Annotated in this window: 9 protein-coding genes and 1 pseudogene; 7 read left to right on the top strand and 3 right to left on the bottom strand. The window is 67.0% G+C overall.

Annotated features, from left to right (window positions below; genetic code table 11):
- Positions 1-307: 307 nt before the first annotated feature.
- Positions 308-1,696, bottom strand: a complete 1,389-nt coding sequence (ffh, locus tag ACODRX_RS25460) for a signal recognition particle protein (protein WP_488874342.1) — start codon at positions 1,694-1,696, stop codon at positions 308-310.
- Between the two features lie 101 nt (positions 1,697-1,797).
- On the opposite strand from ffh, the gene ACODRX_RS25455 reads away from it, so the two are divergent.
- The 7 genes and pseudogenes from ACODRX_RS25455 to ACODRX_RS25425 all read left to right on the top strand — a co-directional run bounded on the left by ACODRX_RS25455 (position 1,798) and on the right by ACODRX_RS25425 (position 9,887).
- Positions 1,798-2,592: a cytochrome C assembly family protein gene (locus ACODRX_RS25455; protein ID WP_488874341.1), complete on the top strand. Its 795-nt coding sequence runs from the start codon at positions 1,798-1,800 to the stop codon at positions 2,590-2,592.
- Positions 2,589-2,837: a PP0621 family protein gene (locus ACODRX_RS25450; protein WP_488874340.1), complete on the top strand. Its 249-nt coding sequence runs from the start codon at positions 2,589-2,591 to the stop codon at positions 2,835-2,837. The genes ACODRX_RS25455 and ACODRX_RS25450 overlap by 4 nt, the downstream gene beginning before the upstream one ends.
- Positions 2,816-3,847, top strand: a pseudogene (locus tag ACODRX_RS25445) (sigma-54 interaction domain-containing protein); the annotation flags it as partial. The gene ACODRX_RS25450 and the pseudogene ACODRX_RS25445, both read left to right, overlap by 22 nt.
- Positions 3,847-4,428: a 1,6-anhydro-N-acetylmuramyl-L-alanine amidase AmpD gene (gene ampD / locus ACODRX_RS25440; RefSeq protein WP_488874339.1), complete on the top strand. Its 582-nt coding sequence runs from the start codon at positions 3,847-3,849 to the stop codon at positions 4,426-4,428. The pseudogene ACODRX_RS25445 and the gene ampD, both read left to right, overlap by 1 nt.
- 390 nt (positions 4,429-4,818) lie before the next feature.
- On the top strand, positions 4,819-7,728 hold the full coding sequence (locus ACODRX_RS25435) for a ribonucleoside-diphosphate reductase subunit alpha (RefSeq protein WP_488874338.1): 2,910 nt from the start codon (positions 4,819-4,821) through the stop codon (positions 7,726-7,728).
- A 70-nt stretch (positions 7,729-7,798) separates the two neighbouring features.
- Positions 7,799-8,878: a ribonucleotide-diphosphate reductase subunit beta gene (locus ACODRX_RS25430; RefSeq protein ID WP_488874337.1), complete on the top strand. Its 1,080-nt coding sequence runs from the start codon at positions 7,799-7,801 to the stop codon at positions 8,876-8,878.
- A gap of 193 nt (positions 8,879-9,071) precedes the next feature.
- Positions 9,072-9,887: a hypothetical protein gene (locus ACODRX_RS25425; RefSeq protein WP_488874336.1), complete on the top strand. Its 816-nt coding sequence runs from the start codon at positions 9,072-9,074 to the stop codon at positions 9,885-9,887.
- Between the two features lie 155 nt (positions 9,888-10,042).
- On the opposite strand, the gene ACODRX_RS25420 is transcribed toward ACODRX_RS25425, so the two are convergent.
- Both ACODRX_RS25420 and ACODRX_RS25415 read right to left on the bottom strand, forming a co-directional pair.
- Positions 10,043-10,945, bottom strand: a complete 903-nt coding sequence (locus tag ACODRX_RS25420) for a carbohydrate kinase family protein (RefSeq protein WP_488874335.1) — start codon at positions 10,943-10,945, stop codon at positions 10,043-10,045.
- Positions 10,946-10,974: 29 nt separating this feature from the next.
- The coding region (locus ACODRX_RS25415) for a DUF3426 domain-containing protein (RefSeq protein WP_488874334.1) at positions 10,975-11,616 on the bottom strand (642 nt) is incomplete at its 5' end.

The raw sequence follows: 11,616 nt of genomic DNA, 5'->3' as shown, positions 1-11,616 counted from the left end.
AAAGGGGGTCGCCCGCCGGGGCGAGTCCCGGCCTCTGCCTTCAAACCTGCGCACTTGCTGGCAGCAGTGCTAAGTGAACGGCATTACTGCATCCGCAGGCGTTTTTCATTAAAAAGCATAGCTACCACCACTTATTCATCAATAAATTCCAATAGTTCTTCATTGAAATCATAGTGACAGCAAGCGCCAATAGCTATACTTTTTGAAGCATTTGCGCAGCACACTGCACCACGAGCCCGCATGCGCCATCTGCAGGCACCGAGAGTGCCGCCCCCCAGGAGAGGGGAGCAGGAGCGCAGCGGCGTAGTTAGAACGGCAGCTTGGGCATGCCGCCGCCCATCATGCCCTTCATGGCCTTCATGCCGCCCATCTTCTTCATCATCTTCATCAGGCCGCCGCCCTTCATCTTCTTCATCATCTGCTGCATCTGCTCGAACTCGTTGAGCAGGCGGTTCACCTCCTGCACCTGGACCCCGGCGCCGGCGGCAATGCGCTTCTTGCGCGTGGCCTTGATGATCTCGGGCTTGGCGCGCTCCTTGGCGGTCATCGAGCAGATGATGCCTTCCTTACGGCGCACCTCGCGCTCGGCCTTGTCCATATCCACCGAGCCGGCCTTCTTGGTCAGCTCGGTGGGCAGCTTGTCCATCAGCGTCGACAGGCCGCCCATCTGCTTCATCTGCTGCAGCTGCGCCAGGAAGTCGTTCAGATCGAACCCGTCGCCGCTCTTGATCTTCTCGGCCATCTTCTGCGCGGCCTGCAGGTCCACGCCCTGGGTGACCTGCTCGACCAGCGCCACGATGTCGCCCATGCCCAGCACGCGCTGCGCATGGCGCTCGGCGTCGAACACCTCCAGGCCGTCGATCTTCTCGGACACGCCGGCAAACTTGATCGGCGCGCCGGTGATCTGCCGCACCGACAGCGCCGCGCCGCCGCGCGAGTCGCCATCGAGCTTGGTGAGCACGATGCCGGTCAGCGGCAGCGCCTCCTTGAAGGCCTTGGCGGTGTTGACCGCATCCTGGCCCTGCATGGCATCGACGACGAACAGCGTCTCCACCGGATTCAGCACCGCGTGCAGGTCGCGGATTTCCTGCATCAGCACCTCGTCGATGGCCAGGCGGCCGGCGGTGTCGACCAGCAGCACGTCGAAATAGTGCTTCTTCGCATAGTCGAGCGCGGCCAGCGCGATGTCGCGCGGCTTTTGCTCGGGGCTGCTGGGAAACCATTCGGCGCCGGCCTGCCGGGTGACGGTCTTGAGCTGCTCGATGGCCGCGGGGCGGTACACGTCACCCGAGACGGTGAGCACCTTCTTCTTGCGCTTGTCGATCAGGTGCTTGGCCAGCTTGGCGGTGGTCGTGGTCTTGCCCGCGCCCTGCAGGCCGGCCATCAGGATCACCGCCGGCGGCTGGGCGTTGAGGTTGATGTCGGCCACGCCCTCGCCCATGGTGGCGGCCAGCTCCTTGTTGACGATGGACACCAGGGTCTGGCCCGGCTTGAGCGAGCCCAGCACCTCCTGGCCCAGCGCCTTTTCCTTGACTCGGGCGATGAAGTCGCGCACCACCGGCAGCGCCACGTCGGCTTCGAGCAGCGCCATGCGCACCTCGCGCAGCATGTCCTGCACGTTGGATTCGGTGATCCGCGCCTGGCCGCGCATTTCCTTGACGAGTCGCGAAAGTTTGTCGGTCAGCGCGGATGCCATGCGGGTTTCCTGGTAAGAGTGGTGAGGCGGCTCAAAGAGCTTGTATGCAGTGCGTCTTCCGCCGCCGGGGCAGCGGGTGCGAAACGCTACACTGTCAACCCATGATTTTACCCAGTGCCTCACCTGTCGGCTGGCTGCTCGCCATTGGCGCAGCAGTGGCATACGCCATTCCGGCCCTGCTGGGGGCGCGCAGCAGCGAAGCCCGGGCCATGGGCATGCTGCGGCTGGCCTGGGTGCTGCATGCCTGCACGCTGGGGGCCGCCTGGCTGGCGGGCACGCCGCGCTTCGGCTTCGGCCCGGCGCTGTCGGTGACCGCCTGGCTGGTGATGACGGTCTACGCCATCGAGCGCCAGATGTTCCCGCAGTTGCGCATGCGCTGGGCGCTGGCGGTGCTGGGCGCGCTGGCGGTGCTGCTGGCCGCGCTGTTCCCGGGCCAGCCGCTGCACATCAAGGCCTCGCCCTGGCTGCCGCTGCACCTGGCGCTGGGCGTGGCCTCGTACGGCCTGTTCGCGGCCGCGGTGGTGCATGCGGTGCTGATGGGCCATGCCGAGAAGCAGATGCGCAACCCCGCGGCGCAGCCCGGCAGCCTGCCGCTGCTCACGCTGGAGCGCCTGACCTTCCGCTTCGTGATGGCCGGCTTCGTGCTGCTGTCGGCCACGCTGCTGGCCGGCTGGCTGTTCGGCGACCTGCTGTACGGCGGCGCCTGGCGCTGGGACCACAAGACCGTGTTCTCGCTGCTGTCCTGGGCCACCTTCGCGGTGCTGCTGATCGGACGACGCCAGTTCGGCTGGCGCGGGCGCAGCGCGGTCAACGTGCTGTATGCGGGCGCGGCCCTGCTGCTGCTGGCCTATGCGGGCTCGCGCTTCGTGCTGGAAGTGATTCTGAGCCGCTCATGAAATACCTGCTCCTACTGGTGGTGCTGCTGGTGGCCTGGCACTTCTGGCGCAGCGGCCGGGTGTCCGGCGGCACGGCCGCGCCGCCGCCGCAGCGCAAGCTCGGGCCGCCCGAGTCGATGGTGCACTGCGCCGCCTGCCAGGTGCTGGTGCCGCGCAGCGACGCGGTGGCCAGCGGCGGCAAGCTCTATTGCTCGCGCCAGCATGCGGCGGCCGGCACGGGCGCCCCCGACAAGCCGGCGCCGTGAACGCGACGGCCGGCATGACCTCTGACCGCACCTCCCTCCCCGGCAGCGCGGCGCTGCAGCGCCTGGTCGGGCCGTCGCGCGCGATGCAGCAGGTGCGCGAGCGCATCGCCAAGGTGGCCGGCAGCATGGCGCCGGTATTGATCCAGGGCGAATCGGGCACCGGCAAGGAGCTGGCCGCGCAGGCGCTGCATGCGCTGAGCCAGCGCGCCGGCGGGCCGCTGATCGCGGTCAACTGCGGCGCCATCCCCGAAAACCTGCTCGAGGCCGAATTCTTCGGCACCCGCAAGGGCGCATACACCGGCGCGGCGCACGACCGCGACGGCTTCTTCCAGGCCGCTCGCGGCGGCACGCTGTTCCTCGACGAGATCGGCGAGCTGCCGCTGCCGATGCAGGCCAGGCTGCTGCGGGCGGTGCAGGAGCGCAAGGTGCGGCGCCTCGGAGACAGCCTGGAAGAGCCGGTGGATGTGCGCATCGTCAGCGCCACCCACCGCGACCTGGCCGGCGAGGTGCAGGCCGGGCGCTTTCGCCAGGACCTGTACTACCGCATCAATGTGATCGAGCTCACGATTCCGCCGCTGCGCGAGCGCCGCGAAGACCTGCCCGCGCTGTGCGCGGTCCTGCTCGAACGCCTGGCCGCCGGCAGCCCGCAGCCCCAGCTCGCGCCCGCCGCGCTGCAGCAGCTCGCCCGCCACCCGCTGCCGGGCAATGTGCGCGAACTCGAAAACCTGCTGCAGCGCGCGCTGGCCCTGGGCGACGGAGCCGAGCTGCGGCTGCAGCCGCCAACCCCGCCTGCGCTGCGCGAAGCCGCCGCCCTGCCCTATGCCTTGGACAGGGCTCAGCCCAGTGGCCTGCAGGGCTGGATGGACCGGCAGGAGCATGCCACCCTGGTCCAGGCGCTGCGCGCCGCCGGCTCCAGCCGCGCCGCGGCCACCCGCCTCGGCATCAGCCCGCGCCAGCTGCGCTACCGCCTGGACCGCCTGCACATCGGCCACAGCGAAGGAGTACTCTGATGGACACGCCGATGGACACGCGCTGGGAAGCCGGCTGGCTGCAACGCGCCTGGCACTGCCCGTCGCCGAACTGCGGCGCGCGGCCGGCGGGCATGCCGGTGGACCTGCTGGTGCTGCACTCGATCAGCCTGCCGCCCGGCGAGTACGGCACCGGCGCGGTCCGGCAGCTGTTCACCAACCAGCTCGACTGGGATGCGCACCCCTACTTCCAGAGCATCCGCGGCATCGAGGTATCGGCGCATTTCTTCATCGAGCGCGACGGCACGCTGTGGCAGTTCGTCAGCTGCGACCAGCGCGCCTGGCATGCCGGCGCCTCCAGCTGGCAGGGGCGCGAGCGCTGCAACGACTACTCCATCGGCGTCGAGCTCGAGGGCCTGGAGGGCCTGCGCTTCGAGCCGGCGCAGTACCGGCAGCTGGCGCAGCTGGGCCGCGATCTGCGCGCCGCCTACCCCATTGCCCAGATCGCCGGCCACGAGCACATCGCGCCGGGCCGCAAGCACGATCCCGGCCCGGGCTTCGACTGGCGCCGGCTGCAGCGGGCGCTGGACTGGCCGGCGCAGATGTTCCCACCCGGCACCTGAAACCCGGTGGCCGCAAAGCCCCCAGGGTTTACCCGTTGTGCAGCTTTTGCCACAATCACGCCCTTTTTGCGCTGGCGCCTGCGCGGCTTGACCTGCGTCATGCCGGGGGCTGATCGCCCAAGCCGCGCAGCGGGCCGCATGGATGCTGGCGCGCAGCACGCAAATGCCGATGCAGCAAGGCGCTGCGCAGGCTTGCCAACGCGCCCGGCACAGGCTCAAAACAATTGCTGACAACTATCATGGGGCATTTGCGCTGTACACTACCGGTAGTGTTTCGCAGGATCCCCAGACACTACCTATAGTGTTGCAGTCCATCACACTGATCGCTGCCCCGCTGGACTTCCGCGCCTGTTTCCCCCCTGTTTTTCCGTACCATCCTAAGAGGACACCATGAACGCTGCGCCGCTTTCTGCAGAGTTGACCGCTGTCGCCACCAGCGACCGCTCCATCCCGGGTTCCACGGTTCTTCCCGACTACCAGATCATGCGCCGCAACGGCGCCGTGGTTCCCTTCGAACCGCAGAAAATCACCACGGCGATGATGAAGGCCTACCTGGCCGTGCACGGTGCCCAAGGCTCGGCATCGGCCGGCCTGCGCGAAGAGGTCGAAGGCCTAACCCAGACCGTGGTGCGCGCGCTGATGCGCTCGCGCCCGGGCGGCGGCACCTTCCATATCGAGGACGTGCAGGACCAGGTCGAGCTGGGCCTGATGCGCAGCGGCAAGCACGAAGTGGCCCGCGCCTACGTGCTGTACCGCGAGCGCCGCAACCAGGAGCGCGCCCAGCTGCAGACCCAGCACGCGCCGGCGGCCTCGCCCAGCCTGCATGTGCTGGAGGGCGGCCAGCGCGTGGTGCTCGATGTCAAGAAGCTCAACGACCGCATCGCCGCCGCCTGCCAGGGCCTGGGCAAGGAAGTCGAGGCCGCGCCCATCCTGACCGAGACGCTGCGCAACCTGTACGACGGCGTGCAGATGGACGAGGTGTTCAAGGCCTCGATCCTGGCCGCGCGCACCCTGATCGAGCAGGAGCCCGACTACAGCTTCGTCACCGCGCGCCTGCTGCTGCACACCATCGTGCGCGAGGTCATCGGCCGCGACGTGGCCGCCGCCGACATGGGCCCGGCCTATGCCGAGTACTTCCCGGGCTTCATCCAGAAGGGCGTGGACAACGAGCTGCTCAACCCCGACATGCTGAAATTCGACCTGCCGCGCCTGGGCGCGGCGCTCAGGGCCGAGCGCGACCAGCAGTTCGACTACCTGGGCCTGCAGACCCTGTACGACCGCTACTTCCTGCATGTGCGCAAGACCCGCATCGAGCTGCCGCAGGCCTTCTTCATGCGCGTGGCCATGGGCCTGGCGCTGGGCGAGAGCGACCGCAACGCGCGCGCCATCGAGTTCTACGAGCTGCTGTCCTCGTTCGACTTCATGTCGTCCACCCCCACCCTGTTCAACAGCGGCACGCTGCGCTCGCAGCTGTCGTCCTGCTACCTGACCACGGTGCCCGACGACCTCGACGGCATCTACGAATCGATCAAGGAAAACGCGCTGCTGTCCAAGTTCGCCGGCGGCCTGGGCAACGACTGGACCCGTGTGCGTGCGCTGGGCTCGCGCATCAAGGGCACCAACGGCGAATCGCAGGGCGTAGTGCCCTTCCTCAAGGTGGTCAACGACACCGCGGTGGCGGTCAACCAGGGCGGCAAGCGCAAGGGTGCGGTCTGCACCTACCTGGAGACCTGGCACCTGGACATCGAGGAGTTCCTCGAGCTGCGCAAGAACACCGGCGACGACCGCCGCCGCACGCACGACATGAACACCGCGAACTGGATTCCCGACCTGTTCATGAAGCGCGTGATCGAGAAGGGCTCGTGGACGCTGTTCTCGCCGGCCGACTGCCCCGACCTGCACGACAAGTTCGGCACCGAGTTCGAGAAGGCCTACCAGGCCTACGAGGCCAAGGCCGCCAGCGGCGAGCTCAAGCTGCACAAGACCCTGCCCGCGGTCGACCTGTGGCGCAAGATGCTGTCGATGCTGTTCGAGACCGGCCATCCCTGGATCACCTTCAAGGACGCCTGCAACCTGCGCTCGCCGCAGCAGCACGTGGGCGTGGTGCACTCGTCCAACCTGTGCACCGAGATCACGCTGAACACCAGCGACGAGGAAACCGCCGTCTGCAACCTGGGCTCGGTGAACCTGAGCCGCCACCTCAAGGACGACGGCAACGGCGGCCGCACGCTCGACCACGGCAAGCTCAAGCAGACCATCGCCACCGCGATGCGCATGCTGGACAACGTGATCGACATCAACTACTACGCGGTGGACAAGGCGCGCAACTCCAACATGCGCCACCGCCCGGTGGGGCTGGGCATCATGGGCTTCCAGGATGCGCTGTACCTGCTGCACACCCCCTACGCCAGCGACGCCGCGGTGCAGTTCGCCGACGAGTCCATGGAAGCCGTGTGCTACTACGCCTACTGGGCCTCGACCGAGCTGGCCCGCGAGCGCGGCAGCTACTCCAGCTACCAGGGCTCGCTGTGGAGCCAGGGCATCCTGCCGCTGGATTCGCTGAACCTGCTGGCCGAGGCGCGCGGCACCGCCGACTACGTACAGGTCGACCGCGGCATGACGCTGGATTGGGAGGCGCTGCGCAAGAAGATCGCCAAGGACGGCATGCGCAACTCCAACTGCGTGGCCATCGCGCCCACCGCCACCATCTCCAACATCGTCGGCGTGGATGCATCGATCGAGCCCTCGTTCGGCAACCTGTCGGTCAAGTCCAACCTGTCGGGCGAGTTCACCGTCATCAACCAGTACCTGGTGCGCGACTTGAAGCGCCTGGGCCTGTGGGACGAGGTGATGGTCATGGACCTCAAGCATTTCGACGGCTCGCTCTACCCCATCGACCGCGTGCCGCAAGAGCTCAAGGCCCTGTACGCCACCGCATTCGAGGTCGACCCGCAATGGCTGGTCGAGGCCGCGTCGCGCCGCCAGAAGTGGATCGACCAGGCACAGTCGCTGAACATCTACATGGCCGGCGCCTCGGGCAAGAAGCTCGACGAAACCTACAAGCTCGCCTGGCTGCGCGGCCTCAAGACCACCTACTACCTGCGCACCACCAGCGCCACGCAGGTGGAGAAATCCACGGTGCAAAGCCGCGTGCTCAATGCGGTGCCCACCGCATCCGCGCCGGCTGCCGCCAGCGTGAGCGCGCTCGACGCGGCCGCGGCCGCCGCCCGCGAGCAGGCACCGGCGACCGACATCAAGTTCTGCGCCATCGACGACCCGGGCTGCGAGGCTTGCCAGTAAGCCTGCCGCGCCGCCAGCGCCCGCCGGCGCGGGCGGCGCGCCCCTCGACCTTTTCGTAATGGATCCAGCCATGCTGACTTTTGACGACGACAACTCCCCCGCCACCGATGCACCGGGCGCAGCCAGCACGCAGCAGCGCGTCAAGGCATCCGACAAGCGCATCATCAACGCCAAGACCGACGTGAACCAGCTGGTTCCGTTCAAGTACAAGTGGGCCTGGGAAAAATACCTGGCCACCTGCGCCAACCACTGGATGCCGCAGGAAGTGAACATGACGCGCGACATCGCGCTGTGGAAGTCGCCCAACGGCCTGACCGAGGACGAGCGCCGCATCGTCAAGCGCAACCTGGGCTTCTTCGTGACCGCCGACTCGCTGGCCGCCAACAACATCGTGCTGGGCACCTACCGCCACATCACCGCGCCCGAGTGCCGCCAGTTCCTGCTGCGCCAGGCCTTCGAGGAAGCCATCCACACCCATGCCTACCAGTACATCGTGGAGTCGCTCGGCCTGGATGAGGCCGAGATCTTCAACGCCTACAACGAGATCAAGTCCATCCGCGACAAGGACGAGTTCCTGATCCCCTTCATCGAGGCGATCATGGACCCGAACTTCCACACCGGCACGCCCGAGACCGACCAGACCCTGCTCAAGTCGCTGATCGTCTTCGCCTGCCTGATGGAAGGCCTGTTCTTCTACGTCGGCTTCACGCAGATCCTCGCGCTGGGCCGCCAGAACAAGATGACCGGCGCGGCCGAGCAGTACCAGTACATCCTGCGCGACGAGTCCATGCACTGCAACTTCGGCATCGACCTGATCAACCAGCTCAAGCTCGAGAATCCGCACCTGTGGACCGCCGAGTTCAAGCAGGAGATCACCGAGCTGTTCCAGAAGGCGGTGGAGCTCGAATACCGCTATGCCGAAGACACCATGCCGCGCGGCGTGCTCGGCATGAATGCCTCGATGTTCAAGGGCTACCTGCGCTACATCGCCAACCGCCGCGCCACGCAGATCGGGCTCGATGCGCTGTTCCCGAACGAAGAGAATCCCTTCCCCTGGATGAGCGAGATGATCGACCTGAAGAAGGAGCGCAACTTCTTCGAAACCCGCGTGATCGAGTACCAGACCGGCGGCGCCTTGTCGTGGGATTGATGGCGATTTCGCGCTGCAGCAGCGGCTCAATTGTGGTTTTATGTTGAAAAACTGCAAAATTGCTAGCAAAAATGCTTGACAGGTCTATGCCGCGACGGGATCTGTGATGCACAATTGCAATCGCTATCAAAACTTCGTGTCGAATTCTTATCGGGCATGAAGTCTGTCGTCTATTTGACCGAAGGAGAAGAGCATGGCAACGACGAAGAAGTCCGCTGACACCAAAGCCGCCGCACCCAAAAAAGCAGCGGCAGCGAAGTCGGCTCCCAGCAAGACCGCAGTGAAGAAGGCAGCTCCTGCCAAGAAGGCTGCGGCTCCTGCGAAGAAGGCTGCTCCGGCCAAGAAGGCTGCAGCGCCTGCGAAGAAGGCCGTCGCTGCAAAGAAGGCCGCTGCGCCCGCGAAGAAGGCTGCAGCTCCGGCCAAGAAGGCCGCGGCTCCCGCCAAGAAGGCGGCTGCACCGGCGAAGAAGGCCGCTCCGGCGAAGAAGGCTGTGGCTCCCGCCAAGAAGGCCGCTCCCGCCAAGAAGGCTGCAGCTCCTGCGAAGAAGGCTGCACCGGCCAAGAAGGCCGCAGCGCCTGCGAAGAAGGCTGCAGCTCCGGCCAAGAAGGCAGCTCCCGCCAAGAAGGCAGCAGCACCGGCCAAGAAGGCAGCTCCCGCCAAGAAGGCAGCAGCACCGGCTAAGAAGGCCGCTCCTGCCAAGAAGGCTGCGGCTCCTGCCAAGAAGGCGGCTGCACCCAAGCCTGCTGCATCCAAGGCAATCGCACCGAAGGCTGCGACCCCCGCCAAGAAGGCCGCAGCGCCTGCCAAGAAGGCCACTGCGGCCAAGAAGGCTGCTGCAGCTCCTGCCGCCAAGAAGGCTGCTCCCGCCAAGGCCGCGAAGAAGGCCGCCGCCAAGCCTGCCCCTGCCGAGAAGAAGGCAGAAGCGGCTCCCGCCGCAGCACCCGAGCAAGTGAAGACCGTGCTGAGCACCAATGCCGCATGGCCCTTCCCGACCAGCAACCGCCCCTGATTGCGATCACGGGACAACGCTAAAAAAACCGGCCTAGGCCGGTTTTTTCATCGCCGGGCGGCCGCCCCAAGGTGAAAAAGCGCCCCTCTCGGAGGGGCAGCGACCACACGCAGTGGGGAGCGTGGGGAGTCATTTTTCATTTGTCCAGAGCCGCCTCAGATAGCGGCGGGATCGAAGTCCAGCTGGTAGTTCTGCGGGCCGCGCTGCGCGATCTTCAAGGCGCCCATGCGGTTGCCCAGCTCCACGCAGGCGCGCAGGCTGCGGCCGTTCTCCAGGCCCCACAGCAAGCCGCCGCGCCAGGCATCGCCGCAGCCCGTGGGATCGACGGTGGCCGCGGCCTGCAGGCCCGCCACCAGGGTCTGCTGCCCGCGCTCCCACAGCGCGCAGCCCTGCGCGCCCAACGTCACCATCAGGCCTTGCACGCGCTGCGAGATCGCGGCGAAGTCCCAGCCGGTGCGCTCGCTCAGCATCTGGCCTTCGTAGTCGTTGACCGTGACCCAGTCGGCCAGCTCGATGAAGCGGCGCAGCGCTTCGCCGTTGAACATCGGCAGGCCCTGGCCGGGATCGAAGACGAAGGGAATGCCCGCGGCATGCAGCTGCTCGGCATGCTGCAGCATCGCATCGCGCCCATCGGGCGCGATGATGGCCACGCGCGCGCCGCATTCGGCGGTCACCACATTGGTGTGGGCCTGTATCATGGCGCCGGGATGGAAGGCGGTGATCTGGTTGTTGTCCAGGTCGGTGGTGATCATGCACTGGGCGGTGTAGATGTCGTCCAGCTGGGCCACGAAGCGGGTGGAGATGCCCAGCTCCTGCATGCGCTGCAGGTAGCTGCCGCCATCGTGGCCGAGCACCGCCATCGGCAGCGGATCGCCTCCAAGCAGCTTCAGCGCATAGGCGATGTTGCCGGCGCAGCCGCCGAAATCGCGGCGCAGCGTGGGCACCAGGAACGACACGTTCAGGATGTGGATCTGGTTCGGCATGATCTGGTCTGCAAACCGGCCCTCGAAGGTCATGATGTTGTCGAACGCCAAGGAGCCGCAAATCAACGAAGCCATAGTCGCTTTCTGGTGAAGATGAAATCTGTTCAGGGATAAAAGGCCAGCACGCGGTAGCCGGCCACATCGGCGCCGGCATCCGTCGCCTGCACCACCGCCTTGGCCGTCCATTCGCCGTAGGCCGGCAAGGCGGCGGGCGCGCCCAGTTCTGCGGGCTGCAGCACCTTGCGCAGCAGCAGCTTTTCGGCGGCGTCGTTCAGCGTCAGCTCCAGCGCCGGCACGGCCACTGCGTACGCGGCCTGGTTGCGCAGCACCACGCTCAGCTCGAAGCGCTGCGGCGCGAGCTTGCGAAAGCTGGTGCTGTCGATCAGCACGCGGTCGATCTCGCGCACCGGCGCTATGCGGCAGCCGGCCCAGGCGCACCAGGGCTCGAGCATGGCGCGCGCGGCCGGATGCCTCGCGGCCAGCGCATCGCGGTGCTGGATGCCCCATTGCGCCAGCAGCGCCAGGGCCAGCACCACCACCGCCAGCAGCGCCGCGGCCACCACCGCGGGGCGGCTCCAGAAGGCGCGGCGGCGCGCCTCGCGCATGAAGCGCGGCTCATGCACGGGGGCGGCTGCCGCGGCCATCTCGCCGTGCGGCAGGGCACGGTCCAGGGCCTGGTCTTCGCTGGCGCTCCAGCGCGGCAGCCTGGAGTGCTGCGGCTGCGGCGCGGCCTCGGGCTCGCGCCG

Source organism: Comamonas sp. FG99, from assembly GCF_057808605.1.
This window is presented reverse-complemented; position numbering and strand designations above follow the sequence as displayed.

What these genes read in the sequence shown, in the direction of transcription:
- ACODRX_RS25425 (WP_488874336.1), top strand. Translation starts at nt 9,072, where the DNA reads ATGGCAACGACGAAGAAGTCCGCTGACACCAAAGCCGCCGCACCCAAA.
- ffh (WP_488874342.1), bottom strand. Translation starts at nt 1,696, where the DNA reads ATGGCATCCGCGCTGACCGACAAACTTTCGCGACTCGTCAAGGAAATG.
- ACODRX_RS25435 (WP_488874338.1), top strand. Translation starts at nt 4,819, where the DNA reads ATGAACGCTGCGCCGCTTTCTGCAGAGTTGACCGCTGTCGCCACCAGC.
- ACODRX_RS25430 (WP_488874337.1), top strand. Translation starts at nt 7,799, where the DNA reads ATGCTGACTTTTGACGACGACAACTCCCCCGCCACCGATGCACCGGGC.
- ACODRX_RS25450 (WP_488874340.1), top strand. Translation starts at nt 2,589, where the DNA reads ATGAAATACCTGCTCCTACTGGTGGTGCTGCTGGTGGCCTGGCACTTC.
- ACODRX_RS25455 (WP_488874341.1), top strand. Translation starts at nt 1,798, where the DNA reads ATGATTTTACCCAGTGCCTCACCTGTCGGCTGGCTGCTCGCCATTGGC.
- ACODRX_RS25420 (WP_488874335.1), bottom strand. Translation starts at nt 10,945, where the DNA reads ATGGCTTCGTTGATTTGCGGCTCCTTGGCGTTCGACAACATCATGACC.
- ampD (WP_488874339.1), top strand. Translation starts at nt 3,847, where the DNA reads ATGGACACGCCGATGGACACGCGCTGGGAAGCCGGCTGGCTGCAACGC.